Source organism: Streptomyces sp. NPDC097981 (assembly GCF_040302565.1).
Classification (GTDB): Bacteria; Actinomycetota; Actinomycetes; order Streptomycetales; family Streptomycetaceae; genus Streptomyces.
The window spans coordinates 49376-74153 of sequence record NZ_JBEORW010000007.1 but is presented as its reverse complement, the minus strand read 5'-3'; the positions used below and the strand labels follow the sequence as shown (position 1 = coordinate 74153).

General features: G+C 74.2%; 23 protein-coding genes. 3 read left to right on the top strand and 20 right to left on the bottom strand.

What is annotated here, in order from left to right; genetic code table 11:
- Positions 1-57: 57 nt before the first annotated feature.
- The 3 genes from lysA to ABTY04_RS09215 form a co-directional block, all read right to left on the bottom strand.
- On the bottom strand, positions 58-1392 hold the full coding sequence (lysA, locus tag ABTY04_RS09225) for a diaminopimelate decarboxylase (RefSeq protein ID WP_352212715.1): 1335 nt from the start codon (positions 1390-1392) through the stop codon (positions 58-60).
- Positions 1393-1405: 13 nt separating this feature from the next.
- Positions 1406-1744, bottom strand: a complete 339-nt coding sequence (locus tag ABTY04_RS09220; RefSeq protein WP_352212714.1) for an SAV_915 family protein — start codon at positions 1742-1744, stop codon at positions 1406-1408.
- A gap of 80 nt (positions 1745-1824) precedes the next feature.
- Positions 1825-2742 carry a cation diffusion facilitator family transporter gene (locus tag ABTY04_RS09215; protein ID WP_502996594.1) on the bottom strand — a complete coding sequence of 306 codons (918 nt, stop codon included), beginning with the start codon at positions 2740-2742 and terminating at the stop codon, positions 1825-1827.
- A gap of 17 nt (positions 2743-2759) precedes the next feature.
- On the opposite strand from ABTY04_RS09215, the gene ABTY04_RS09210 reads away from it, so the two are divergent.
- Positions 2760-3116 (top strand): ArsR/SmtB family transcription factor, encoded by a 357-nt coding sequence (locus tag ABTY04_RS09210; RefSeq protein WP_352212713.1) that lies wholly within the window; start codon positions 2760-2762, stop codon positions 3114-3116.
- 285 nt (positions 3117-3401) lie between these two features.
- Here the strand turns inward: ABTY04_RS09210 and ABTY04_RS09205 are convergent, their stop codons facing one another.
- From ABTY04_RS09205 to ABTY04_RS09155, 11 genes are all read right to left on the bottom strand, one after another.
- Positions 3402-3653 carry a hypothetical protein gene (locus ABTY04_RS09205; RefSeq protein ID WP_352212712.1) on the bottom strand — a complete coding sequence of 84 codons (252 nt, stop codon included), beginning with the start codon at positions 3651-3653 and terminating at the stop codon, positions 3402-3404.
- Entirely contained in the window at positions 3650-5560 is a 1911-nt protein-coding gene (locus ABTY04_RS09200) for a peroxidase family protein (RefSeq protein WP_352212711.1), read from the bottom strand. The genes ABTY04_RS09205 and ABTY04_RS09200 overlap by 4 nt, the downstream gene beginning before the upstream one ends.
- A gap of 57 nt (positions 5561-5617) precedes the next feature.
- On the bottom strand, positions 5618-6985 hold the full coding sequence (locus tag ABTY04_RS09195; RefSeq protein WP_352212710.1) for a lipase family protein: 1368 nt from the start codon (positions 6983-6985) through the stop codon (positions 5618-5620).
- A 90-nt stretch (positions 6986-7075) separates the two neighbouring features.
- Positions 7076-8494: a cytochrome P450 gene (locus ABTY04_RS09190; protein WP_352212709.1), complete on the bottom strand. Its 1419-nt coding sequence runs from the start codon at positions 8492-8494 to the stop codon at positions 7076-7078.
- Positions 8491-9897, bottom strand: a complete 1407-nt coding sequence (locus ABTY04_RS09185) for an FAD-binding oxidoreductase (RefSeq protein WP_352212708.1) — start codon at positions 9895-9897, stop codon at positions 8491-8493. Before ABTY04_RS09185 ends, ABTY04_RS09190 begins: the two co-directional genes overlap by 4 nt.
- Positions 9898-9937: 40 nt before the next feature.
- Positions 9938-11545: a benzoylformate decarboxylase gene (gene mdlC / locus ABTY04_RS09180; protein ID WP_352212707.1), complete on the bottom strand. Its 1608-nt coding sequence runs from the start codon at positions 11543-11545 to the stop codon at positions 9938-9940.
- A 362-nt stretch (positions 11546-11907) separates the two neighbouring features.
- A complete protein-coding gene (locus tag ABTY04_RS09175; RefSeq protein WP_352212706.1) occupies positions 11908-12555 on the bottom strand; it encodes a class I SAM-dependent methyltransferase in 648 nt (215 codons plus the stop codon).
- 62 nt (positions 12556-12617) lie between these two features.
- Positions 12618-13004 (bottom strand): VOC family protein, encoded by a 387-nt coding sequence (locus ABTY04_RS09170; RefSeq protein ID WP_352212705.1) that lies wholly within the window; start codon positions 13002-13004, stop codon positions 12618-12620.
- 11 nt (positions 13005-13015) lie between these two features.
- Positions 13016-13903 carry an oxygenase MpaB family protein gene (locus tag ABTY04_RS09165; protein WP_352212704.1) on the bottom strand — a complete coding sequence of 296 codons (888 nt, stop codon included), beginning with the start codon at positions 13901-13903 and terminating at the stop codon, positions 13016-13018.
- Between the two features lie 28 nt (positions 13904-13931).
- Positions 13932-14312 carry a WD40 repeat domain-containing protein gene (locus ABTY04_RS41105; protein ID WP_502996593.1) on the bottom strand — a complete coding sequence of 127 codons (381 nt, stop codon included), beginning with the start codon at positions 14310-14312 and terminating at the stop codon, positions 13932-13934.
- A gap of 137 nt (positions 14313-14449) precedes the next feature.
- A complete protein-coding gene (locus ABTY04_RS09155; protein ID WP_352212703.1) occupies positions 14450-14923 on the bottom strand; it encodes a MarR family winged helix-turn-helix transcriptional regulator in 474 nt (157 codons plus the stop codon).
- Between the two features lie 124 nt (positions 14924-15047).
- Here ABTY04_RS09155 and ABTY04_RS09150 point away from each other — a divergent pair, with 124 nt between their 5' ends.
- Positions 15048-15458 (top strand): organic hydroperoxide resistance protein, encoded by a 411-nt coding sequence (locus tag ABTY04_RS09150; RefSeq protein WP_030293642.1) that lies wholly within the window; start codon positions 15048-15050, stop codon positions 15456-15458.
- A gap of 253 nt (positions 15459-15711) precedes the next feature.
- Complete coding sequence (locus ABTY04_RS09145; RefSeq protein ID WP_352212702.1) at positions 15712-16335, top strand: hypothetical protein; 624 nt, start codon at positions 15712-15714, stop codon at positions 16333-16335.
- On the opposite strand, the gene ABTY04_RS09140 is transcribed toward ABTY04_RS09145, so the two are convergent.
- The 6 genes from ABTY04_RS09140 to ABTY04_RS09115 form a co-directional block, all read right to left on the bottom strand.
- Positions 16313-19918, bottom strand: a complete 3606-nt coding sequence (locus ABTY04_RS09140) for a hypothetical protein (RefSeq protein ID WP_352212701.1) — start codon at positions 19916-19918, stop codon at positions 16313-16315. The genes ABTY04_RS09145 and ABTY04_RS09140 overlap by 23 nt on opposite strands.
- Positions 19919-20055: 137 nt before the next feature.
- Positions 20056-21111 carry a M4 family metallopeptidase gene (locus ABTY04_RS09135; RefSeq protein ID WP_352212700.1) on the bottom strand — a complete coding sequence of 352 codons (1056 nt, stop codon included), beginning with the start codon at positions 21109-21111 and terminating at the stop codon, positions 20056-20058.
- Between the two features lie 116 nt (positions 21112-21227).
- Positions 21228-21950 carry an alpha/beta fold hydrolase gene (locus tag ABTY04_RS09130; RefSeq protein WP_352212699.1) on the bottom strand — a complete coding sequence of 241 codons (723 nt, stop codon included), beginning with the start codon at positions 21948-21950 and terminating at the stop codon, positions 21228-21230.
- Positions 21947-22756 carry a DUF1295 domain-containing protein gene (locus tag ABTY04_RS09125; RefSeq protein WP_352212698.1) on the bottom strand — a complete coding sequence of 270 codons (810 nt, stop codon included), beginning with the start codon at positions 22754-22756 and terminating at the stop codon, positions 21947-21949. The genes ABTY04_RS09130 and ABTY04_RS09125 overlap by 4 nt, the downstream gene beginning before the upstream one ends.
- Positions 22753-24030: a class I SAM-dependent methyltransferase gene (locus ABTY04_RS09120; RefSeq protein ID WP_352212697.1), complete on the bottom strand. Its 1278-nt coding sequence runs from the start codon at positions 24028-24030 to the stop codon at positions 22753-22755. Before ABTY04_RS09120 ends, ABTY04_RS09125 begins: the two co-directional genes overlap by 4 nt.
- Positions 24027-24755 carry a DUF1365 domain-containing protein gene (locus ABTY04_RS09115; RefSeq protein ID WP_352212860.1) on the bottom strand — a complete coding sequence of 243 codons (729 nt, stop codon included), beginning with the start codon at positions 24753-24755 and terminating at the stop codon, positions 24027-24029. The genes ABTY04_RS09120 and ABTY04_RS09115 overlap by 4 nt, the downstream gene beginning before the upstream one ends.
- Positions 24756-24778: the final 23 nt, after the last annotated feature.

Below are 24778 nucleotides of genomic sequence, written 5' to 3'. Positions count from 1 at the left end.
CCGGGCGGACGGGCACACCGGCCGGTCCGCGGGCCGGCCGGTGTCCCCGCCCGTGTCTCAGTCGCCGATGTCCCGGCGGCGGAAGTCGTCCAGCGTCTCGCGCCGTACGAGCAGCCGGGCCGTGCCCTCGTCGACCGCGACGACCGGAGGACGGCCGACCATGTTGTAGCCGGATGCCATGGACAGCTGGTAGGCACCCGCCACCGGTACGGCGAGGAGGTCCCCCGGGTGGACGTCGCCGGGCAGTTCCACGTCGGAGGCGAGGATGTCGCCGGCCTCGCAGTGCCGGCCGACCACGGTGGCCGTGCACGGGTCGGCGGTGGAGTGGCGGCCGATCAGGCGGGGCGCGTAGCGCACCCCGTACAGAGCCGGGCGGGGGTTGTCGCTCATCCCGCCGTCGACGGCCACGAACACCCGGTCCCCGGTGCGTTTCACGGCGAGGACCCGGTAGAGCGCGACCCCCGCCGGACCGGCGATCGCCCGGCCCGGCTCGATCGCGAGCCGGGGCACGGCCAGCCCGGCCGCCGCGCAGCTCTCCACCAGCTCGGTGCGGAGCCGGCCGGCCAGGGCGGTGAGGTCGAGTGCCGGCTCCCCGGGGCGGTAGGCGATGCCGTGACCGCCGCCCATGTCGAGCTCGGGCAGCACGGTGCCGTGTGCGTCGCGGATGCGGGCCATCAGGCCCACCATGCGGCGCACGGCGCAGACGTACGGTTTGACCTCGGTGATCTGGGAGCCGATGTGGCAGTGCAGGCCGACCAGTTCGAGCTCCGGCCGGCCCAGGATCCGGGCGACGGCGTGCTGCGCGGACCCGTCGGTGAGGGACAGCCCGAACTTCTGCCCGTCCGTGCCGGTACGGATCTTCTCGTGGCCGCCGGCCGCGATGCCGGGAACCACCCGGACCAGCACCTTCTGGTGTCCGCCCGGGCCGACGGCGGCGGCGAGGCGGGCGATCTCCGACGGGCTGTCGATGACGATCCGGCCCACCCCGAGCCGCAGCGCCGTCTCGATGTCGCGCGGGGACTTGGCGTTGCCGTGCAGGAGGATACGGTCCGGCGGGAACCCGGCGGTGACGGCGAGTTCGAGCTCGCCGGCCGAGCACACGTCGAGCCCGAGGCCCTCCTCGGCGACCCGGTGCACCATGGCCCGGGACAGGAAGGCCTTGGCGGCGTACAGCACTTCGGCGTCGGGGAAGGCATCCCGGTAGGTCCGGCAGCGGGCCCGCACCTCGCCCTCGTCCAGTACGTACACCGGGGTGTCGAAACGGTCGGCGATCTCCGCCAGCGAGACGCCGCCGACAGCGAGACCGCCGTGCGGGAGCCGCGTCGCCGACGCCGGCCAGACGGACAGCTCGTCCGCGGCCGCCCCGATTCCGGACAGTGTGGCAGTGGTCATGGCGCTCCCTCCCTCACGCGGCCCGGACCGGGAGCGGGCCCGGCCGCAGCGGCGGCGGAGCGACGGACGGAGCCGACAGCGTCGGATCGACGGTGACCAGGGCGGCGCCCAGCGGCTCGCACAGCTCCCGCAGCAGGGACTCCGACAGCCGGATGCGGCCCTGGCCCTCACCGAGCGTGGCGGCCAGCCGGGCAGCGCTGGTGAAACCGACCGCCGTACGGGCGCCCAGCGGAGTACGGAACAGCCGGATCACCGCCTGCGCCCCGCTTCCCGGCCGGACAGGCACGTACAGGAGCCCGGCCGGGACCCGTTCCTCGGGCTCGGGATCGTCTTCGTAGCGGAACAGACACATGGGGCCCTCCCTGAGGAACCGCAAGAGGCGACTGGTGACGCCCCGACTGCGGGGAGGCAGTCCGGGGCGCGCCACCGAAGCTATCCCCGCCCGCGCACCCTTCGCGCCGGTCCCTGACGCCACCTTGACGCCGAACGGCCGACTCCATACACGGTGCTGACGCGCGGCGGCCCCGGCACGCACCGCGGACCCGTCGGGACGTCCGCCGTCAGCCGTCGGCAGACCTCGCGCGCGGCGTCGCGCACCACCATGACGATGGCCGCGGTGATGAGCAGGCCGACGACCGGGTCGGCGCTCTGCCAGCCGACCGCGGTGCCGGCGGCGCCGAGGAGTACGGCGAGGGAGGTGAACCCGTCGGTGCGGGCATGCAGGCCGTCGGCGACGAGCGCGGCGGAACCGATCCGGCGGCCGGTGCGGATCCGCTGCAGGGCCACCCATTCGTTGCCGAGGAAGCCGGCCAGCGCGGCGCCGGCGACGGCCCAGAGCTGGGTGACCTCGCGGGGGTGGAGCAGCCGGTCCACGGCCTGGTGGGCGGTGAGCGCGCAGGAGGCGGCGATCGTGAGGACGGCCACGATGCCCGCGAGGTCCTCGGCCCGGCCGTAGCCGTACGTGTAGCGGCGGTTCGCCGCGCGCCGCCCGAGGACGAAGGCGATGCCGAGGGGCACGGCGGTCAGCGCGTCGGCGGCGTTGTGAACGGTGTCGCCGAGCAGGGCCACCGACCCCGACAGGACGACGACACAGGCCTGGACGACGGTGGTCAGGCCGAGGACGCCGAGGGACTGCCACAGCGTGCGCATCCCCTGGCGGGAGGTCTCCATCGCCGGATCGACCTTGTGCACCGCGTCGTTGTGGCCGTGCGGGGTGAACGCGTGTGCGAGACGGGCGAGACGGTGGCGGAGCCGTGCGCGGAAGCGCCCGTCGTGGTGCTCGCGGTGGTGGCTCACGGCGCGCTCGCTTTCGACGAGGACGACAGGGAAGGGGTGGACGCAGGCACCCACCCGCCTATTGTGTGCGTATGAGCGCACGCATGCATCTATCACCTGCGCAGCCTTCGCACCCGCAAGAGCCGGGCCCGCCGGCCTTCGAGGCCGCGGCCGAGCTCCTCGGCCTGCTGGCGGACCGGACCCGCCTCGCCCTCCTGCACGAACTGGCCTCCGACGAGGCCGATGTCGGCACCCTGGCCGCGCTGGTGGGAGCGGCCCGGCCGGCGGTCAGTCAGCACCTGGCCCGGCTGCGGATGTCGGGGCTGGTGACCACCCGCAAGGAGGGCCGCCGCGTGGTCTACGCCCTGGCCGACGGCCGACTGCGGTCCCTGGTCGCCGGGGCGCTCGCGGCAGCCGGGCCCGCTCGCCCCGGCCACCACAGGGTGTGAGACCGGGTGGGTGTCCGGAGGACGCCTCTTCCCGGCTGGTGCGGTCACCGTCGCGGCAGCGATGATCACCGAGCTGTTCGCGCGCACGGAGTTCCCCCGCGTGTCCGGCCTGCTCACCGTCGACGGCGCGTCGCCGTACCTCAAGGACACCCTGACCCCGGTCCAGTGGTCGGGGTGGATGCACGAGGCCGAGGCCACGGGCCCGGGGAAGGGCCTCGAAGTGCCCGCCTACGGAAGGAGCGGCAGCCCGGTCCGCCGGCTGCGCCCGCCGGGCCCGCCCGGCCGTCAGCGGGTGCGAACGGCCGCGTCCAGCTGTTCCGCGGACCGGGCCAGACCGGCCGCCGCCGTCGCGCAGCGGTCGGCCAGGTCCTCGATCCGCCACCGGAAGGCCTCGGCCTGCGGACCCTTCCAGTTCAGGGCGACGGCCCCCGCCCGCAGCCGTTCCGCGTGCCGCAGCAGCGCCGCGGAGTGGGCCCGCAGCCCCTCCGCGGCCTCGTACCGCTGCTGCTCCCCGCGCGGCGGGGGAATGACGGTCACAGGGCCCTCCAAGGGGTGAAGGCGTTCGTCACACCGTCGAGGGCCGGGGCCAGTTCGGGGTGGTGGCGCAGGAGGACGGAGACCATGCCGCCCCGGTCCACCCACTCCAGGCCCTCCGCCGTGTAGACCTCGGGCCGGTAGTCGGTGGTGAAGAAGCGGTCGCTCTTCAGCCGCCTGCTCGCCATCAGGATGAAGATCCGGAACAGGGAGTCGCTGAAGCCGAATCCGGCCGGCCGCGGCTCGGCGAGGTTGCCGACGAGCGTGTCCACCCGGTCGAGGCGCCCCTCGTACAACTCCTTCAGCAGAGGCGTGTCACCGGGGTGCCCGCCCGTCAGCTCCTCGAAGGAGGTGACCGGGCGCTTGCGCAGCATCTGCCGGTACGCGTTGTAGCGGGGGATCCCGCGCTCGCGGTCGCGCAGGATGTCCACGGTGCCCAGGTCGATGTGCTCGCCGGTGAGCCGGGCCAGATTGCGCAGTGCGTCCGGGTGGTTGTGCAGCACGAGGGCGCCGGGGTGGGCGGTGCCGAAGCTGTAGAAGAGGTCGCTCATGCCGTACGCGTCGATCGCCGTACGGGTGGTCGCCCCCTGCATGTCGTCGAAGCCGATGGTCGCGCGGACGGCGCCCGCCCGGTGGTCGCGGACGGCCAGTTCGTCGGGGATCAGCGGGTGCAGCCGGTACGCGGAGACGAACTCCTCTGTCATCGAGTACGGCGCCGCGTGGTGGTCGGTCGGGGAGCCGAGGATGCCGCTGAGCATCTCGCCCGTGCCGAGGCGGCCGTACGTCCGGCTGACCCAGCGCGGCAGCACCCCGTACCAGTTGGCGTCCATCGCGCGCCGCAGGACCGGGGTGTCGAGGATGCCCGGCGTCCACTCCACCGTGTGGATCTTCGCCATGAGCGCGGTGTTGACCAGCCGCGCGGTGTGGAAGAGCCGCTCGTCGTCCCAGGTCGGGTAGTGCGCGCGCAGGTAGTCGCAGATCGCGTTGTGCTCCTTGGCGAAGAGCGTGTGCAGCAGCGACAGGCCGGTCCAGTAGTCGCTGTTCATGCCGGTCAGGTCCAGGCAGGACATCCCGGGCCGCGGGTCGGCGGGCAGCCGGCCGTCCTCGATGATGAGTCGCCCGTGCTCGCCCGTGCGCAGCGACCGGCAGCGGGCCTCGTCCGAGCCGTAGATCTGCGAGCCGTCCCACCAGTGCGTGACGGTGTTCTCGTACGTGGGCGGGGTGTCGGCCGATGTGTGGGCGACCGGGTCGGGGCGGGTGCGGTTCACGCGCATCGGGCAGCCGCCGCCCTGCTCGGCCCAGTCGTCGTCGGCGGCGAGCGGGACGGTGAACGGCTCGGCGTCCCCGTTGTCCCCGTGGTTGGCCCAGCCGTGGTTCTCGAACTGGATCCAGGCGGCGGCCAGGAGGTTGAGCGTGGGCGCGGGCACGAACCCCTTGCGGGCCAGCAGCTGCCTGCTGATCTCGCGCGGGCTCGGCGACATCAGCTCCTCGTCGGAGTCCGGGAAGACCAGGTGCAGCGGGGCGTTGCGGTCGAGCCGGGTGCCGACCCGGCCCATGTCCTCGTCGTACGGGTCGTAGCCCGAGCCGTCGTACGAACGGAAGGGTGCGAGCTCGGGGGTCGGGCGCCGCCGGCGTTCCCCGCCCGCGCCGTACGTGTCGTACAGGTTCTTGCGGCGCAGGTCGTCGCGGAGCACCCGGAGGTTCAGCAGCCCGAGGGGGACCGGCAGTTCATGCCATTCGCGGGTGCGGTTGACGCGGGCGAAGGCGGCCGAGCCGAGGCGTTCGAGGAGCCCGGGAGGGCCGTAGGCGGGCGCCTGCCCGGGGCGGGCGGCCTGCGCGGGGACGTCCGCGGCGGCCGGGGTTCCCTTCCGCGGAGCCGCGCTCTGCTCGGTGGAGGTGGTGTCGGTCATCGTGTTCCTCAGCGGTCGGCGGAAAGGGGTCGGCGGGCAGGGGTCGGCGGGCAGGGGTCAGCGGTCGTGGAGCCGGAAGAAGCGGGCGGCGGTCACCCGGCCCCGGAACGGCGCGAGGGCCGCGTCCACGAGCGCGCTCACCTCGGGGACTTCGTGTTCGAGGTTGTGCGCGTACCGCTCGGCGGCGTGGCACAGTGGGAAGGCGTGCGTGTCGTCGGTCCAGGTGAACTCGGTGAACTGCTCCGGGAGCGCGTACGGGGAGACCGCGGAGCGGCCCTCCAGGCTGGGCACCACGTCGTGCTCGTTGACCAGCGAGTACACCCGGGTCCGCGGGTCCGCGGGGCGCTTGCCGTCGATCGGGGAGCCGATCGCGACGACGTGCGTGACCTGGTGGATCCCGCAGAAGTCGCGGTCGGCGGCCAGGTTCATGGCGGTGATCCCGCCCAGGCTGTGGCCCACCAGGGCCAGTTCGGAGCCCGAGGGGACCAGCAGGCGCAACGCCTTGGAGACGGCCCTGGAGTACGGGTTGGCGGGCCGCGCCACCGCGTGCACGGCGCCCAGCAGGTCCTGGGGGCTCTCGTCGCTGACGCCGGACATGCCGGCGAGCTGGACGACGTACCGCTGCACGCCGTCGGGCCCCACGACCTGCTGCACGAGCAGCGTTCCGTCGGTGCCCACCGCATCGATGTTGCGGACGTACCCGGCGACGGTGCCGCTGGTGTCGAGGCACTCGGCGAGCCGCGGAGAGGGGACGAACGGTTCGGCCCGGCCGGGGCCGCGGTCGAGGAAGGCCCAGACCCGGGCGCTGATGCCGAGGATCGGCTCGGCCCCGGTCAGGGTGCGGCCGGTGGCGACCTCCCAGCCCGCCCCGTCGTTGAAGGGGTTCTCGTCGGTGAGGGCGTTCCACGCCAGGATGTCCGCGAACGAGGGGGCCAGCAGGGCGAAGGCGCGCTCGGCGCCCTTGCTGCCGAGGATGGAGCGGAAGACGCGGATCGCCTCCCGCTGGCGGTCCCCCTCGACGGCCCGCAGCACGCGTGCGGTGTCGGGGTCGCCGAGCAGCTCGGGGTGGGTCACGGCGGCGGCCCGGATCCGGGCCTTGAGGCCCGTCACGGCCAGGCTCACCGCGAGGCTCTCGCGGCTCGTGAACACCCCCGCGAGCCGGCCGAGCCGCGCGAGGCCGCGGCCTCGCGCGGCCCAGCCCAGCCCCTTGGGGTCGGTGATCGTCCGCAGCAGGGTGCGCCGGGCGGCGGCGCCCCGGGCGGCCCGCGGCAGCCGGGTCCCGAGGGCGAGTTCGGAGGCGTACCGGGAGGCGTCGCCCACCCCTTCGGCTGCCTCCGCGAGCAGGCGGCACAAGTGGTGCAGGGAGTCGATGTCCGGTTCGTGCCCGGTGACGGCGGTCGTGGCATCGGTCGTGGCATCGGTCATGCAGGTGTCCTCCGGGGCATGGTGGGGAGGTGGGGTGCGCCGGACCTGCGGTGCGGGGCCCGGCGCCGCCCGGCCCCGCACCGCACGTGCTCAGCGCACGGCGAGGGTGAGCCGGATACCGGCAGAGGAGAGGATGCCGGGCAGCGGAAGACAGGGGTCCACCGCGGGCCTGCCGCCGCTGACCCGATGGCTCCGCAGCACCGCCGCGGTCAGCTCGGCCGCTGTCAGCACGCCCAGATGCTCACCGGGGCAGCGCCCGCCGCCGTGGCTGAAGGGCGCCATCCGGACGTCCTGCGACGCCCCGGGCCGCAGCCACCGGGCGGGCACGAACTGGTGGGCGGCCGCGACGTGTTCGGGGTCCCGCTGATGGAACAGGGCGGGCACCAGTACCGCCGTCCCCGCCGGATAGTGGACCCCGCGCCACTCGGTCTCGGCGCGGGTGACCCGTACGAGGTCCGGCACGATCGGGAACAGCCGCAGCGTCTCCTGTACACAGGCCCGCAGCCGGGGCAGTTCCGCGCCCCCGCCGTCCACCTCATCCCGCACGGCCTCCTGCTCGGCCGGATGCGCGGCGAGCAGCAGCAGGGTACGGGCCACGGTCGGCCCGACGGTGTCGAGGGCGAGCAGCCAGTGGTGGGCCTGTCCCACCGCGTCCAGTGCGGCGGCACCCGATCCCGCGGCGGCCGGATGGCTGCGCGCGAGCGCGGCCAGGGTGTACGGCTCCGCCCGCTCGGCGTACTCCTCGACGCGGGCGGCGGCCTTGCGGTACAGCGCCTCGGCGGCCGAGGCCCGGCCCTTGCGCATCCGCATCCAGTTGGCCTCCTCGCGGATCGCGAGCAGCCACCGCGCGAGTTCCTCGTCGCCGGCGGCCGCGTCGCCGAGGACCATCCGGCGCCCGATCCGGGCCACCGTGCGGCGCAGCAGCGGGAAGTCCAGCTCGGCGCCCCGGACCAGGGCCGTTGCCTCCTGCGCGATCAGGGCCTGGAATTCCCGGCACGAGGGGTGCACGGGCCGGTCGGCCGCGAGTACGTCGTCGTTGACGCGCCGGCGCTCCTCGCGGGTGTCGCCGTGGGAGCAGATGACACCCGTGGGCTCCAGCAGGGACAGCCCCTTGTACTTGTCGGGCGCGTCCATGGCGAGGGTGCGCACCGGCAGTTCGTAGAACCGCCGGACGTCGGCGTGGTCCAGCAGCACCAGCAGCGGCCCGGACAGGCCGCGCACCTCGACGGGTGCCCCGCCGTGCCGCGCCCGCATGGCCCGCAGGGTCGCGGCGGACCAGCCCTGCTGGCCGAGGGCCGCGTACGCGGCCACCACCCGGGGCCGCAGGTGGAAGGCCCCGCGGACGAACGCGGGCAGCGTGTGGGTGGCGGCGAAGCGGACGGTCTCGGCGCGCCCGGCCCGGGCGGGCCGCGGTACGGCGAGGGCGGGGGCCGGGGCCGCGGCTTCGGCCGCGGTCGCGTCGGTGGTCCCGTCAGTGGATCCGCCGGCGGCGGGCATGGCCTCGGTCATGCCTCCACGACCTTGCCGGGGTTGAGCAGGTTCTTCGGGTCGAAGAGGCGCTTGAGCCCCCGCTGGAGCTCCAGGCTGACCGGGTCGAGCTCGCGGGTCAGCCACTCGCGCTTGAGCGTGCCGATGCCGTGCTCGCCGGTGCTGGTGCCGCCGAGCGCGAGGCCCGCGGCCATGATGTCGTCGTACGCGGTCTGGGCGCGGCGGAACTCGTCCGCGTCCGATTCGTCGAAGACGACGGTCGGGTGCAGGTTGCCGTCTCCCGCGTGGCCGAGGGTGAAGATCCGCAGCCGGTTGCGTGCGGCGATCTCCTCGATGGTGCCCATGAACTTGGCCAGTTCGGAGCGCGGCACGGCCACGTCCTCGATGAAGGCGGTCGGCCTGCCGCCGAGCGTCGCGGCGAACGCGCCCAGGGCCGGGGTGACCAGCCGCCGGGCCTCGATGACCTGCCGGGACTCCTCGGCGCTGGACGCGGCGACCACGTTCCGGGACCCGGCTTCCTTGCACAGCAGGGCCATCGCCGCGAGGTCGCGGCCGGGATCGGCGGTGTCGCTCTCGATGATGAGCGTGGCGGCGGCGCCCGGGGCCAGCATCGGGTGTCCGTGGTCGGCGACGGCTTGGGAGGTGGCCCGGTCGAGGAGTTCGAGGGCGGACGGTACGTGGCCGGCCGCGGTGATCGAGGCGACGGCGTCCCCGGCCGACGTGAGGGTCGGGAACTGGGCCAGGAGGGCCAGGGCGGGCGGCCGTACGGGGCACAGCCCGAGCGTGGCGCCGACGATGACGGCCAGGGTGCCCTCGGAGCCCACCAGCAGGCGGGTCAGGTCGTAGCCGGCGACCCCCTTCGCCGTGTCCCGGCCGGTCCGCATCCGGCGGCCGTCGGCGAGCACGACGTCCAGGCCGCGCACGTAGTCGGCGGTGACCCCGTACTTGACGCAGCAGATGCCGCCGGCGCCGGTGGCGATGTTCCCGCCGATCGTGCAGTGCTCCCAGGACGCCGGGTCGGGCGGGTAGGAGAGGCCGTACTCGGCGGCGGCGTCGTTGAGGCGCTTGGTGATTACGCCGGGCTCGCAGCGCACGAGCCGGTTGGCCGGGTCGATTTCGAGGATGCGGTCCATCCGGGCGGTGCTCAGGACCACGCAGCCGTCGATCGCGTTCGCGGCGCCCGCGAGACCGGTGCGGGCGCCCTGCGGGACGACGGGGACGCCGAGCTCGTACGAGGTGCGCATGATGCGCCGCACCTGTTCGGCGGTGCGCGGGAAGGCGACGACGGCAGGGGTCCCGGCCTCGGAGAACGGAGCCGCGTCGCGAGCGTGCGCGGCGAGGGTCTCGGGGTCGGTGTGCAGGACGTCGGCGTGGTCGGTGAGGAGGGTCCGCAGGCGGGACAAGAGGGGCGTGTCGGGGGACATGAGGGGCTTTCTGATGGTGGTGGGGAGCCGGCGTCCGGGCTCAGAGGGAGGGGAGCTCGGTGGTCACGGGCACGTCGATGAGCACCGGCCCGTCCTGCTGGGAGGCGGAGTCCCGTACGAGCTTGGTGAGTTCCCCCGCGCCCTGGGCCCGGTGGGTGCGCACCCCGTAGCCGTGGGCGACGGCCGTGATGTCGAGACCGGGGATGTCGAGGCCGGGGGCGCCCTGGGCGTGCTCGATCTGCGCGAACCAGTGGAGGATCGCGTACTTGGCGTTGCTGAGGACGACGAAGGTGACGGGGACCTTGTACGCGGCCGCGGTCCACAGGGTCTGTACGGCGTAGTGGATGGAGCCGTCGCCGATGACGCAGACCACGGGCCGGCCGGGCGCGCCGAGCTGTGCGCCGACGGCCGCGGCGGCCCCGAAGCCGAGTCCGCCGCCCGCGGAGAACAGGTACGAGCCCGGGGTGCCGATCCGGGTCGCCTCATGGAACTGCGGGACGTTGGAGGGCGATTCGTTGACCCAGAGGGTGTTCTCCGGGGCGCCCTGCGCGATGGCCGCCATGGCGGCGAGCGGGGTCAGGACGCCGTCGGCCGCCTCGGGGAACCGCACCTGCTCGTGCGCCGCGGGCGTGCTCCCGCCGCCGGCCGGGAGCCGGTCCGCGAGGGCCCGTGCGGTCAGCGCCAGGTCCGCGACGACCGCGTCCCCGACGGGGGCCTTGGCGGCCTCCTCGGCGTCCCGGGTGAGGAGGACGAGCCCGGTGCCTTCGGGCAGGTGGGAGCCGGGGATGTAGGGGTAGTAGCGGAACACGGGCGCGCCGATCACGACGACCAGGTCGTGTTCCGCGAGCTGCCGGGCGAGCGGGCCGATCGCCGGGGTCAGCTCGCCGCGGAACTGCGGGTGGTTGCGGGGGAAGGAGACGCGGGCCGATACGGGCGCCGCCCACACGGGCAGCCCGGTGCGCTCGGCGAGCGCGAGGACCGCGTCCCACGCACCGGAGGCGTCGACGTCGTCGCCGACGACGAGGACCGCGGACCGGGCACGGGAGATCCGGTCGGCGAGCGCCTCGACCGTGACCGCGTCGGGCGCGGCGGCGTGCGTGATGCGGCGGGCCGCGGCCGCCTGGCCGGCCCGGTCCTCCGCCTCGGTCAGCTCCGCGTCGAAGTCGTCCATGGGGAGGGAGAGGAACACCGGCCCGTGGGGCGGGGTTTCGGCGACCTGCACGGCCCGGGCCAGCGCGGCCGGGACGTCCGCGGGGCGCGGGGGCTCGTACGCCCACTTGACGGCGGGCTGGGGGAGCAGCGTGGCCTGGGGGTTGGAGAGCAGGGCCTCCATGGTGAGCATGGCGCGCACCTGCTGGCCGGCGGTGACGACCATCGGGGTCCGGTTCGCGCGGGCATTGAGGATGGCGCCCATCGCATTGCCGGTACCGGGACCGGTGTGCAGGTTGACGAGTGCGGTGGTTCTGGAGGCGAGTGCGAAACCGTCGGCCATGCCGACGACGACGGCCTCCTGGAGGCCGAGTACGTACTGGAAGTCGTCGGGGAACCGCTTGAGCATCGGCAGTTCGGTCGAGCCGGGGTTGCCGAAGACCGTCGTGATGCCACGTGCTCGTAGAACGTCCAGAACTGATTCGCGAACCGTGCGCATGGGGTGTCCTTCCGCGCAGCCGGGGGCACTGTCGGTGATCAATCCAGCACACTGGGTTGATCTTTACAAAAGGCCTCCCTGGCGCCCCCGTATCTGCTAAGGCCCACCGCGTACCCGCCCGCGCACCGGCCGTGCGGCCGGGGACGGTTGACGCCGCGTCCACGGGGCGGGCCGGATGTCACCCCGACGGGTGGAGCGCACATTCACCCCACCGGCGGGCGCGCCGACTTCGGCCGGTTCGCTCCCGCACGCGCGGAGGCCGGCGTACGCCGGTACCGCATCCAGCGCCCGGTCGACGATCCGCCGCTGACGCGCATCCTGGCGACGGCCGAGGAGCCGAGGAATCGTGTCCCCCGGGTGGGCTACGGCTTGCGCGCGAGCAGCTGCAGCGCCCGGGACGGGTTCCCGTTCATCGTGGTGACGTCGATCGGGCGCTCGTGCACGAGGTCGAGACCGGACAGCAGGGAGCGCAGCCGGGCGGGGGTGTGGTGCCGGCAGACGGCACCGTCGCCGGTGGTGAACACCCCGTACGGCGTGCCGAACCCCGCGGCGTGGGCGGCGTAGCGCTCCCGGTTGCGTGCGTCGTCCTGGAGGACCATGTCGCTGACGTACAGCAGGCCGCCGGGGGCCAGGACCCGGATCAGCTCGGCCACCGGAGCACGCTGTGCACCGTCGTCGGGGATGCAGGTCAGCACCGCGAACAGCACGATGACGTCGAAGCTCGCCGACGAATACGGGAGCAGCGGGGGATCCTCCAGCACGGTGAATTCCAGATCCGGCCTCGACCGGCGGCCGCGCGCGATCAGGGCGGGGGACAGGTCCACGCCGCAGACGCGGGAGAAGCCGTGCCCGCTGAGCTCGGCCATGGTGCGTCCGTAGCCACAGCCGTAGTCCAGGACCCGTGCGCTCCGGTCCGCTCCCGCCAGCCAGCCGAAGTCCAGGGGATGGGTGAACGTTTTCGCCGCGCCGGCGGTGTCCCAGTAGGCGATCTGACGGTCGAGATCCTTCATGCGGGTCCATCCTACGGCCCGGCCCCCTCGCGCAGGAGCTGCCGCCAGGGCCGTGGAGGGGCTCAGGGGCGGAAGCGCAGGGGGTGGTCCGCCGGGACCTCCACCACGGCGATGCGGACGCCGTCCGGGTCGGCGATCCACATCTCGATCAGGCCCCAGGGCTCCCGCCGGGGCGGCCGCAGAACCAGGGCCTCCCGCATCCGCAGCTCCTCGTACGCGGCCTGCACGTCGGCGACTTGGAGCCACAGCCGGAGCCCGGGCGCGGGCGGGGCCCCGGCTCGCCCCGAGACCTCCAGGAAGCCGCCGCCCAGGAAGTAGACCGTGCCGCGCTCGGGTCCGGTGCCGAACTCGCGGTAGACGGCGAGGCCGAGGGTGCCGCCGTAAAAGGCGCGCGAGCGCTCCGGGTCCGTGGGGGTCAACAGGATCCTGCTGCCCAGGACGTGCACCATGCGGCAACCCCTTAAGCCGGGTCCGGGGTGTGCGCCTGCCGCAGGGGCCGCATGGCCCAGCGGATGCCCCCGGTCAGGGCGTGCCCGGCCGGCCGTACGCACGCCCGGTCCAGGAGGGGCGCGTACGGGAGGCCGAGCAGATCGCGGGCCCACGGCGGCAGCATCCCCACCGCGTTCGCGGCCAGGACGGCGTACGGGCCGCGGGCGGCCCCCGGCAGCGGCGGGCGCAGCAGGATGAAGCGGGCGGCCTCGCGCGCCTCGCGGGTGGCGCGCAGCTCCGGCCGGTACGCCGCCAGCCGGGCGGCGAGCTCGGCCTGGTCGCGCGGCGGGTCGGTGACGCCCAGGGCAACGGCCACCCGGGCGGTGTCGGCGAGGTACCCGTCGCAGCCGGCGCCGTCGAGGGGGTGTGCGCCGTACCGCTGGTGGGCCCGCAGGAAGGAGTCGACCTCGGCGGCGTGGACCCAGCCCAGGAGATGCGGGTCGCCGGCCCGGTACGGCTGCCCGTCGGCGGTCACCCCGCGCACCCCTTCGTGGACGGCGCGCACCCGGGCGACCGCCTGCTCGGCGTCGTCCGCGGTGCCGTACGTCGTCACGGAGAGGAAGGTGCTGGTGCGCTGGAGCCGCCCCCACGGGTCCCCGCGGTAGCCGGAGTGCCCTGTGACGGCGGCCATGGCCAGCGGGTGCAGCGACTGGAGCAGCAGGGCGCTGAGGCCGCCGATGAACATCGAGGCATCGCCGTGGACGGTACGGATCGGGCGGTCCGGGCCGAACCAGCGGGGGCCGGGGGTGTTGTGGATGCGGGCGCGGTTCTGCGGGCCCGAGGGCCCGGCGACGCGGGCGAACAGGCCGCGGCCGATCTGCTCCCGCAGCCGGTCCAGGGCGGGCGCCGGCAGGTTCATCCGTCCATTGTCGTCCACGGTGGCCCGCTCATCCGGGCTTTCGGGCTTTCGGGCGTTTGGCGTTCGGAATGCGGGCACCGCGGCCGGTCAGCCGCAGCCCGGTGCGTACGGCGTGCCCGGTACGAGGCGCTGCCACAGCTCCCGGCCGTGCGGACCGGCGGTGGCCGCGCGCAGCCGGGGCAGCAGCCGGGCCGGGTCGGTCTCCCGGAGCCGGACGGTGTCGTCCCAGCCGGCCGTGACGAGGGTGTGGCCGTCCGGCGGCGAAGGCCACGTCGCCGACCGGCAGCGTGTGCCTCGTCAGCGGCCCGCCCAGCGGGGCACGCGCGGCCTTGTCCCACAGCCGGACCGTGGTGTCGGCCCCGCCGCTGGCCAGGGTGCGGCCGTCCGGGCTGAAGGCGAGGGCGCCCACCAGGTTCTGGTGGCCGGTGAGCCGCCCGGCCAGGGTGTGGTCGGGGCCGGCGGGTGGGTGTCGAGCTCCGATTCCTGCGCATCGTACGGATGCCCGCCGGGCGGGTCGCCCGCCCGTTCCGGCCGGACTGGCGGCCGTCACACCTCCGGTACGGCGGCGTCGAGCGCGGCGGTCAGGCGGCGCAGCCGGGTCTGGAGGTCGCGGATCTCGGCGAGCTCGAAGCCGGTGGCGGCTGCGATCCGGCGCGGTACCTCCGCCGCGCGTGCGCGCAGCGCCGTACCCGCCGCCGTGAGGCCGACGCGTACGGACCGTTCGTCCTCGGCGCTGCGCTCGCGGTGGACCAGCCCGGCGGCCTCAAGGCGCTTGACCAGCGGCGACAGCGTGCCCGAGTCGAGCCGCAGGTGGCTTCCGAGCTCCTTGACGGGCGTCGTGCCGTGCTCCCAGAGCACGAGCATCACCAGGTACTGCGGGTAGGTCAGGCCGAGGTCCTTGAGGACGACGCGGTAGAGACCGCCGAAGGCCCTGCTCGCCGCGTTCAGCGCGAAGCAGATCTGGCCGTCCAGGCGGAGGAAGTCCTCGTCGCGGAGGGTTCTGGTGGGCTGCTCGCTCATGGGCGCCAGTGTACCCGGGGACGGCTTGCGGGTCATTCAGTTGTGCACAACTGAATTGTGTGTTCTAGTAGTGGACGTCAGCCGATCACCGGCTGCCACGGTCACCACTGCGAGAGGAACCCCGATGGACGCGCTGTACACGGCTGTCGCCACCGCCAACGGCCGCGAAGGCCGCACCGTCAGCTCCGACGGCCAGATCGACCTCGCGCTCGCCATGCCCCCGGCGCTCGGCGGCAACGGCCAGGGCACCAACCCCGAGCAGCTCTTCGCGGCCGGCTACGCGGCCTGCTTCGCCAGTGCGCTCGGCCTGGTCGGCCGCCAGGCCAAGGTCGACACCGGCGAGGTGTCCGTCACCGCGGAGACCTCGATCGGCAAGGACGACACGGGCTTCGGCCTGGCCGTCACCCTGCGTGTCGAGCTCCCGGAGTCCCTCGCCGGCGAGACCGGCGCCCTGCTGGTCAAGCAGGCCCACGAGGTCTGCCCCTACTCCAAGGCCACCCGCGGCAACATCCCGGTCGAGCTGGTCATCGAGTAGTCCCGATCGGGGGCCCTGCCTGCAGGGCCCCCGGACCGGCCCCACCGGCCCGCCGCGTCCTCGCCGCCGAGCAGCCCGGCGCCGACGTACATCCCGTGCGCGGCCGGCCCGCCACGAAGGCTATCGTCGCTCGCCACGTGGCCGGACGAGGTCTGGGAGGCAACGACTCCGAGCACGGTCTCAGGGACGCCTCAGGGGCGGATCAGGGCGTTCCCCGAGGGCGGGGCGAACCCCCCGCCGACATGATCAAGGCATGTCGAACACACCTTTGCGGCGCGCGGCGTTCACGGCCGGTCCGCTCTGCATGACGGCCTACGGGCTCATCCGGCTGACCGGTGGGGAACACCACGGCCCCGGATTCGGCTGGTCAGCTGGGCATCTCGCCTTCCTGGCAGGCGTGTTGTGCTTCATCCCCATCGTGCTGGAGCTGCGGCGGACGGCGGTGCGGGAGCGTGGCCCGGCCGGCTGGTGGCTCGCCGGTGCCGGGATGGTGACGGGCCTGCTCGGCACGGCCGCGGTCGTCGCGCAGGCATCCATCGACCTCGTGGTCGGGTTCCTCAGCGAGGACCGCGAGGCCATGAACGAATTCTTCGGGCGCGTCAAAAGCCATGCGGGTGTGGAGCCCGCCGTCTACACCGTCGGCCCGCTCCTCTTCTACGTCGGCCTGCTGCTGCTCATGACCCAGCTGGCGGCGCTTCGGCGGATCGCCGCCTGGCGGCCCGCCCTGGTGGTCGCGGCCATCGCGGTCACGGGTATCAACCTGGACCTGCTGCCGCTGGCAGGGCTGTTGTACCTCCTCGCGTTCGCGCCTTTGGGGCCGCAGGTCGGCCATGAGGACCGCCGCCCCCCGACGGTCACGGCTCCAACAGGTGGATGACCGCGCTCCCCGGATCCCAGTCGGCGTCGCGCTCGGCGAGCCGGGCGGTCACCCGGCCCCAGGCGACGGGATCGGCACCCAGCCGGTCCCGGATCAGCGCGGCGATCTCGTCGACCGCCGCCCGTGCCTCCGCAGGGGCGTCACCGCGCCGCCGCGCGGCGTTGAGGTAGGAGAGGATAAGGGCGGCAGGCGCGGCCAGGTGCGCCAAATCCCGGCCGCTGAGCCGGCCCGCCGCCAGCAGCCGGTCCACCTGCAAGGTCAACGGCTCGTGGTAGACGCCCCCCAGCCCGTACCGGGCGCGGGCGCGGGTCGCCTCCGGGCCGTGCGTCCGTCCGGATGCGGGCTCGGCGAGCTGCTCAGAGTGCCGCAGCTTGAGGTCCTGCGGTGCTTCGGGCCGGTTGACCAGCCGCTCCCATTGCGGGATCGGCTCGCGCAGGTGCTCCGCCTCCAGACCCGCCCAGTCCGGCTCGGCGGGGTGGTTCGCGATCACCGAGTCCGTATGCCACATCCCCTCGCACCGCCGCAGCCGCTTGACGAGCTTCGCCGTGGACAGTTCGAGATCGCACCGCGACTGGATGACGGCGGCCGGGTCGTCCGTGGCCAGTGCCTTCTGGCACAGCCGGGCGGCCGCCTGTCCCAGTCGCCCGCCACCCACCACCGCGGCCAGCCGCTCCGGGCCCCCGTACCGCACCAGGTTCAGACAGCCTGTGAGTTGCTCGGCGAGACCGAGGTCCTTCGCGTCCCGCTCCAGGATGATTTCGATGGCCTCCGGTACGGCTGAGTTCAGCCACAGCCGACCGCCGGGCAGCCTCGCCGACGGGTCGGCCCGCAGTTCGGCGATCAGTCTTGCGGGCACTGTTCTCGTGCGCCTGATGACGCGCAGTTTCACGTGCCTGCTCCGGCTGTCGTCCAAGAGGGCGAGATCGACGGCCGGATCGCACAAGTCGGCCAGTCTTTCCTGGAGTCCGTCGCCGAGCCGGTGCGCATGCGAGGCGAGGACCCGCAGGGCTTCAGGGTCGCGCAGCGCGATCAGGTGGTCGAACACGTGCTGTGGAGGCCGGTCATGCCGGAACAGGTACGCGGCCAGCAGCCAAGGGGCGTCGGGCCCGAGCCGGGGGAGTACGGTCGCGATGACCTCGGGGCCGGCCAGGCACAGCAGCGTCCCGGGCGCCCAGGCCCACAGATGATCACCGGACCGCAGGCGCCGGAGAGCGGCATCGGCCGTGGCGGGAACGGCACTTCTGTCCGACGTGTCCGACCTGCCCGACGGTGCAGCGTCAGGCCGGATGGCGGCGCCTGCACCGGGCCGGGTCCGGGAGCGGTCGATGAGCTCGGGCCAGCCGGGGCCGGTGTCTCCTTCCCCCGCCTCCTCCTCCGCCGTGGCGGCGAGCCGCAGCCATGCGTCCGCGTCCGTGCCGAGATCCCGCTCCAGCAGGGCGACGAGCGCTTGCCGCCATGCTGCGGCGAAGGCCATCCGCCGCCAGTCGTGCGGGAAGGAGAGCAGCCGGTGGGCGGGGAGCACGCGCAGCAGGTCTTCGGTCTGGACGACGCCCTGCGTGTATGCCGTCTCGATGCCCTGCACACCCGTCCCGTGGCTGGTCACCGGCCCGGCTGTTGCCTGTGCCGCGGTCGGAGCGGTGCACCAGCCGCCTGTCGGCTCCACGCCGTGGGCACGGGCGGCTTCCCTCAGCCAGGCGGGAGTCTCCAGCCCGGGGGAGTCGGCTTGACCGTGCGCCGCCAGGTAGCGCAAGGCGTCCGCATCGTCCGGAAGCGCGGTGCCCTCCGGGGCGAGGGACAGCAGCAGGTCCAGCGCGCCGAGCGCGGCCCGCTGCCGGTTGCCGCGGGGGACGTCGGGCGGCGTCGGCCGGGAGGCGGACGCCGCTTCGGCCCTGGGGACGGTCACCGCCGCCGCGGGGCCCTCTTCCGGCGCGGGAGCCCGGTCGGTCGCCCGCCCGGCTTCCGCCACCAGCTCGGGCAGGGTTCCGGTGTACTTCGGCAGCAGCCGCTTCAACGCCGCCCACGCGGCCGGGCGCTCCACCGCGTGTTCCGCGGCCAGGCGGTGCAACGCCGTACGCGTCCCGGCGGTGAGCAGGCCGCACTCCGCGAGGCGCGCCAGCGCCGCGACCGCCCGGGCGGCGGGGTGCGCGAGCCGCAGCAGGTCGACCGGGTCCAGCAGGCCCGCACGGACCATGCCCTCCGCCCAGGCCTCCGCGCCGTCGTCGAGGGTTTCCCCGGACAGCCGCCCGGCCGGAGGCGTCGTGTTGCCGTTGTACCGGCCGTTCGTCTTCCACGGCCCGTTCAGCACGCTGAGCCGGAACGCGTCCCGTTCGGTGTCGGTGGCATCCTCGTGCCGTACGAGCTCCTCGGCGGCCTTCGGCATGAACGGGGCCTGGCGATGGGCGGCCGCCAGCGCGCGCACGTCCTGTACGTACGGCTCGTTCAGCAGGGCGCGCAGCGTGCTCGTGCCCCGCGTCACGGACAGCAGCCGTGCCAGCGCGCCGGGATCGTCGTACGGCAGGTCGCTGCCGCGCAGTTGCCGGATGCCGTCCGGCCGCCCGAGTGCGGACTCCGCCTCCGCCCGGATGCCGTGGTCGAGGCCCGGCACAAGGCTCCGGTCGGCCAGCAGGGCCCGGACGGCGTCCGGGCCGCGGCACTCCCACACCCGGACCAGGGCGTACCGCTGGGCGACCCTTCGCATCCCGCATTGCAGTGCCTTGGCGACGAGCTCCGGATCGCCGCAGCCCAGGAGCGGGGTGAGCCAGGTCAGGGGGACCTGCGCCGTCGGGGACAGCAGCTCCCGGCGCAGACCGTCGTCCATCGGCACGGTGCCGATCCGGTGGGCGAGGGCGCGCCGCAGCGACTGCGTGCAGCGCGGGTTGCGGTAGACGGCGGCGCCGATGACCGGATCCGCAGCCTCCAGCAGCTGTTTCAGGATTCGGGCGTCCAGCCGCGGATGCCGTGCGAGGGCGGTGCGCGAACGCCGGTCCCCGTGCCCGGCCACGGCCCGGCACAGCACAGGACCGGGCAGGGCGCCGGTGCTCAGCAGCACGTCGACCGTGGTGTCCGGCAGGACTTCGAGTGCGGCGGCGGCCTCCGGCACCGAGGTGTGCTCCAGGAGCAGGGCCATGGTCGCGGGCACGCTCCGCGGCGGGAGCTGCGCAGGCCCGGCGGCCGGCTCGGACAGGGAACCCAGCAGCTCCGGCAGGGTGCCCCGGTACGAGGCGAGCGCGTCGTGCACGCCGCGCCAGCGCCGCGGGTCGCCCTTGAAGTGCTGCTCCGTCAGTTCGGCCAGGCGTGCGGCCACCCGGCCCGCGACACCGCCCGCATCGGTCCCGAGGAGCGCGGCCACGGTGCGGGCGGGCCGGGCCCGCTCCAGCAGTTCGAGCGCGAGGTCCTCGTCGAGCCGACCGGCCCTGCGTACGTCGGCGGCGAGCGCGGCCAGCCCCGGCGGCCGCGCCGCACCGAGTGCCTTCCGCAAGGCTGCCACTGCGGCCGCGCCGTCCCCGTCCTCGGGGACCGGCTCGCGCATCAGGCGCAGGACGTGCCGCTGCGGTTCGGTCAGCCCGTCATACCGGTCGTTCATGGTGTGCTCCCCCGTGTGCCGTCCGGGTGCGTCACCGCGTCACCCGCGGATCCACCTCCCGGATCCGAAGGTATCTCCCACCACTGACAACGCCCCCGGCCCCCGGCCGGAGCCGGGGGCCGGGGGCACGGACAGGGTTACTCGATCCCGGGGATCTGCCGCGCCTTGAAGGCGGCGCGGACGGCGTCCGCGGCGCTCGTGCCGTACATGCTCCGGGCCGTCGCGATCGTCGTCAGCGCCGCGTCCCGGAAGTCCGTGTCGGGGCGGAAACCGAACTGGGCGTTCACGATGATGCGGTCGGCGGTCCGGTCGCCCAGCGCCCCGCGGATGTCGAACAGCGCGCGGGACCAGATCTCACCGTCCGCGTGGACCTCGCCGACGCGGTCGGCGTACACCTTGTTCCCGTCCACCCGGCGCAGGCAGTGCGGAGCGGAGGTGTAGGAGCTTGAGTCCCAGTCGCCGACGCAGGCCAGGTCCGTCTTGCGCGGCCATCCGTACGCGGCGTCCGCGTGCGCGCCGACCTCGACGGCCAGGTAGTCCCCGAACGCCTCGCCTATCGCCCCGGCCTCCGGCGACGTACCGAAGCCCGGGACCTGTGCGTTGTGCACCGCATGGCCGTACTCGTGGACGATGACCTCGGCGTCCTCTGCGTCGTCGACCCCGCCCTTGCCGAAGCGGATCTCGGCCTTCTTGTCGCTGAAGAAGGAGTTGTCGGCCCCCCACTGGTTGATGCGGACCGGCTGCGCGCGGTCGTTGGCGCCCGGCAGCTCGCTCCCGAAGCCCAGGCCCTGCAGGTACTCCTGCGCCTCGTTGACCCAGAAGTACGCCATGACCTGCTCGAACTGGTCGTCGGCACGGCTGTACGCACCCACCTCAGCGAGCTTTGCCGAGCTGCCCGTGTCCGAGCGGACGTACGCCCACTTCCCCGACAGCGAGCCGCTGCCGTCCAGGTTCCGCAGCGAGGCGACGGCGTAGGCGGAAGCGGGCACGGCCCCGGCGGAGTCCTTGCCGTCGGCGAGCGTCTGATCGCCCGAGGACTGGACGGGGTTGACCATGAAAAGGCGGGCCTGAGGCGGTCCGGCCGGGGCGGCGGCAGCCGCGGACGGCACGGCCGAGACCGGACCGGCCAGGGTGAAAAGCGCTGCGGTGGTGGTGGCCGCGGCGATCAGGCCGCGGGATGTGCGGCGAGCCATGGGAGTCCTCCCGTAGTGGGGTGGTGGCGGGGTGCGGCCGTGATCCTTGCGCACCCACACCCCCTTTGACCAGGCTCTGCACCAAAATTTCGCGACCGTCCGCCGCCCACCGCCTGTCACACCGGGCGATGGGCGCCCGCCGCCGACAGCGTGGTGGAACCCGGCCGAGCCGCAGCGGGTATCCGGCTGGTGAACAGTCCTTCCGGGAGGGCGGTCAGGCCGAGGAGGCCCAGCGTGGCGGCGGTGGCGGCCCGGTGCCAGCTGCGTGCCTGACGGATCATCGCGTGCCCTCCGTACGGCATGACGATGCCCGCGGCCCGGGCGCCCCGCGCGCGGGCCCGCCGTACGTAGTCCCACGACGCCCGAGCATCGGTGACCTGGTCGGCCTCGTCGTGCAGGAGCACCACGGCCGTGTCCCCGAGATGGCGGACCGGTTCACCCGGCGGACACCACGGTGCCAGTCCCACCACGGCGCGCACCAGCGGGTCGGCGGCGGCCCGCAGCGCGGCGCGCCCTCCCATGGAGTGCCCGACCAGCACCACGGGCAGGGGCCCGGCGATACAGCGCAGTTCACGCAGGGCCTGCCAGACGTCGTGGACCGGGTCCGCGCGGTGGCCGTTCCACCCCCGGTGCACGTAGCGGACCTCCGCCACCACCACGTCCCGCGCCGCCCCGGCACCCGCGATCGCCCGCGTGAAGGGGCGCATCCGCAGCCCCGGCAGGTTCGGCGTCGGCGGCGCGGCGAACCCCTCCGGACGGCCGCCGTGCAGCAGGAGCACCGCGGCAGCCGGGTCGCGTGGCACCCGGTACAGCGCCAGTGCGCCCGCCGGCTTCCTCATGCGCGGCCTCCCCGGGGCGGCAGCGGGAGGAACCCGCTGGTGCGGGCGGTGTAGGCGGCGTAGCCGGGACGGTCCGCCATATGGGCTTCCAGCAGGCGTTTGCCGCTCCCCTCCGTCAGCAGCAGCGTCATGGCCACCGGGGACACCAGGCACGGCAGGGCTGCCTGCCAGGTGCCGCACGCCGGCAGGTACAGACCCCACCAGACGAGGAAGTCGCCGAAATAGTTGGGGTGGCGGGTCCATGCCCACAGGCCCCGGTCCATGACCGCGCCCCGGTGCGCGGGATCGGCCTTGAACCGGGCGAGCTGGAAGTCCCCCACGGCCTCGAAGGCCAGACCCACCGCCCACAGCGCCGCGCCGGCCACCGCGAGGACGCCGATGGGGGAGTCGACGTACGAGGCGGTCTGGACGGGCAGGGAGACCAGCCAGACCAGGCCCGCCTGGAGCAGGTACACCTTGTACAGGGCGCGCAGGCTCGGGTTGCCGCGCCCCCGCGCCAGGAGCTTCGTGTAGCGGGGGTCCTCGCCGTGCCCGCGGCCGCGCCAGGCGATGTGCAGGGCCAGCCGCACTCCCCAGACGACCGTGGCGGCGGCGACCAGCAGCCGCCGTCCGTCGTCCCCGTACCCGGACGACAGGGCGTACGAGACCGCCGCGACCGCTGCGAAGGCGAGGCCCCAGGCGATGTCCGCGGTCCGGTGCAGCCGCCGTGCCGTCCCGACGGCGAAGGCCAGGAGCAGCACGCCGGCGGCCGTGGCGGCTGCCGCGGCCAGATTGCTCCCGAGGGCTTCCCAGGACGCGGTGTTCACTGCGGTGCCCCTTGCCGGATGTCCTCCGTCAGGAGCAGTTGCCGGACATCGAGGTAGCGGGCCCGGAACCCGGCTTCGGAGTAGGCGAGGTAGAACTCCCACATGCGCCGGAACGTCGCGTCGAAGCCGAGCGCCGCCACGGCGTCCGCCGCCTCCGTGAAACGTTCCCGCCACAGCCGCAACGTCTGCGCGTAGTGGTCGCCGTACCCCTGGTCGGAGACGATCCGCAATCCCGCGCCGCCCGCGTGCGCCTCGATGGCCTCGCGGGAAGGGATGAGGCCGCCGGGGAAGACGTATTTGCTGATCCAGGTGTGGGTACGGGCAGTGTGCAGCATCCGCTCGTGCCCCATGGTGATGGACTGGAGCGCGATCCGTCCGCCGGGCGCCACCGCGTCGCGCAGGGCGGCGAAGTACGTCGGCCAGAAATCCCTGCCGACCGCCTCGATCATCTCCACACTGACCACCGCGTCGTACCGGCCCTCCACGTCGCGGTAGTCCCGCAGTTCGACGTCCACCCGGTCGGCCAGTCCCGCGGCGGCGATCCGGCGGCGGGCGAGGTGCTGCTGCTCGGCGGAGAGCGTCACGGTCGTCACGTGTGCCCCGCGGGCGGCCGCGCGCAGGGCGAGTCCGCCCCAGCCGGTGCCGATCTCCAGCAGCCGCTTTCCCGGGCCGACGCACGCGAGGTCCAGGAGCCGGTCGATCTTCCGGTGCTGCGCGGCCGCCAGGGTCTCGCGGCGCGCGGGGAAGGAGGTGAAGACGGCGGAGGAGTACGACAGGGTCTCGTCGAGGAAGAGCGCGAACAGCTCGTTCGACAGGTCGTAGTGGTGGTGGATGTTCTCCCGGGCACCGGCCCGGGAGTTCAGCTGCACCTCGGGCCTGTGCTGCACCCAGGCCCCGCGCAGCCGCCGCAGCGGGGCGGGGACGAGGTCGTCCACGTGCGCGGCCAGTACGGTCAGCAGGCCGGGCAGGTCGTCGCTGTCCCACTCGCCCGCCATGTACGACTCGCCGAAGCCGATCAGTCCGTGCGCCCCGATCCGGCGGAAGAACGCGTCCGGGTCGTGGACGGTCAGCGAGGGACCGCTGCCGCGCGGTGCATCGGTCCCGAACCGGCAGCGTATGGGCAGTGCCGCCACGGCGCGGCGGACCAGCCGGCGGGCGACGGCCGCGTGCCCGAACGGGGCCGCCGGCGGCCGGGCCACGTCCGGCCACGCCTGTGCGTCGGCGGAGCAGCGCTGCGCGGGTTCGTCGGCGGTGCGGGGAAGGGAAAGGGTCACGGGGCGATGCCTTCCTGGGATGCGCGGTCGGGTCGGGGCTGGACGGGCAGCCCGCGGAGCAGCAGGCGGATGCCGTGGCGGCGGATCCCGGCCCAGACGGCGGCCGTGGACCACGGCCGCCGGGCGACCGCGCGCAGCAGGGCGAGGGCGGTGGCGGGGCGGTGCCGGCCGCACAGGGTCGCGGTGAAGGGCCGCTGCCCGGCGCGTTCGAGCTGGACGGCGATCTCCAGCCGCTCCCGCGGCTCCGGCAGGCGCATGCGGTAGTGGCCGTCGACGGGGAAGAACGGCGAGACGTACAGCTCCTTCGCCGCCTCGGCGCAGCCGGCGTCGTCGGTCCGCAGCAGGTGGCAGTGCCGCTGTCCGTACGTGTTGTGGACCTCGGCCACCACGCAGACCAGGGCTCCGGCGCGGTCGTGGCACCAGTACAGCGTCAGCGGGTTGAAGACGTACCCCAGGACACGGGCGTGGGCCAGCATCAGGACCCGCCCGCCGTCGAGGTGCACGTCCCGGGAGGCCAGGTACGCGTCGAGGCCGGCCCGGATGGTCGGCGCGGCGGCGAAGTGGTCCCGGGCGTCGAAGCGGGCCAGGGGGCGCAGTGGCCAGGGGAGGCTGGGGAGTGCGTCCAGGTCCACGAGCCACATGTAGGTGCGGTGCCGGAAGGAGTGCCGCACCGGGGCCGTCCGCGCATGGGAGACGAGGCAGTCGTACAGGGCCGGCACGGCCACCGGCGGGACGGCGGGGGCCGTCG

Coding starts and splice junctions, on each gene's coding strand:
- lysA (WP_352212715.1), bottom strand. CDS start 1,392: ATGACCACTGCCACACTGTCCGGAATCGGGGCGGCCGCGGACGAGCTG.
- ABTY04_RS09220 (WP_352212714.1), bottom strand. CDS start 1,744: ATGTGTCTGTTCCGCTACGAAGACGATCCCGAGCCCGAGGAACGGGTC.
- ABTY04_RS09210 (WP_352212713.1), top strand. CDS start 2,760: ATGAGCGCACGCATGCATCTATCACCTGCGCAGCCTTCGCACCCGCAA.
- ABTY04_RS09200 (WP_352212711.1), bottom strand. CDS start 5,560: ATGACCGACACCACCTCCACCGAGCAGAGCGCGGCTCCGCGGAAGGGA.
- ABTY04_RS09195 (WP_352212710.1), bottom strand. CDS start 6,985: ATGACCGATGCCACGACCGATGCCACGACCGCCGTCACCGGGCACGAA.
- ABTY04_RS09190 (WP_352212709.1), bottom strand. CDS start 8,494: ATGACCGAGGCCATGCCCGCCGCCGGCGGATCCACTGACGGGACCACC.
- ABTY04_RS09185 (WP_352212708.1), bottom strand. CDS start 9,897: ATGTCCCCCGACACGCCCCTCTTGTCCCGCCTGCGGACCCTCCTCACC.
- mdlC (WP_352212707.1), bottom strand. CDS start 11,545: ATGCGCACGGTTCGCGAATCAGTTCTGGACGTTCTACGAGCACGTGGC.
- ABTY04_RS09175 (WP_352212706.1), bottom strand. CDS start 12,555: ATGAAGGATCTCGACCGTCAGATCGCCTACTGGGACACCGCCGGCGCG.
- ABTY04_RS09170 (WP_352212705.1), bottom strand. CDS start 13,004: ATGGTGCACGTCCTGGGCAGCAGGATCCTGTTGACCCCCACGGACCCG.
- ABTY04_RS09165 (WP_352212704.1), bottom strand. CDS start 13,903: ATGAACCTGCCGGCGCCCGCCCTGGACCGGCTGCGGGAGCAGATCGGC.
- ABTY04_RS09155 (WP_352212703.1), bottom strand. CDS start 14,923: ATGAGCGAGCAGCCCACCAGAACCCTCCGCGACGAGGACTTCCTCCGC.
- ABTY04_RS09150 (WP_030293642.1), top strand. CDS start 15,048: ATGGACGCGCTGTACACGGCTGTCGCCACCGCCAACGGCCGCGAAGGC.
- ABTY04_RS09145 (WP_352212702.1), top strand. CDS start 15,712: ATGTCGAACACACCTTTGCGGCGCGCGGCGTTCACGGCCGGTCCGCTC.
- ABTY04_RS09140 (WP_352212701.1), bottom strand. CDS start 19,918: ATGAACGACCGGTATGACGGGCTGACCGAACCGCAGCGGCACGTCCTG.
- ABTY04_RS09135 (WP_352212700.1), bottom strand. CDS start 21,111: ATGGCTCGCCGCACATCCCGCGGCCTGATCGCCGCGGCCACCACCACC.
- ABTY04_RS09130 (WP_352212699.1), bottom strand. CDS start 21,950: ATGAGGAAGCCGGCGGGCGCACTGGCGCTGTACCGGGTGCCACGCGAC.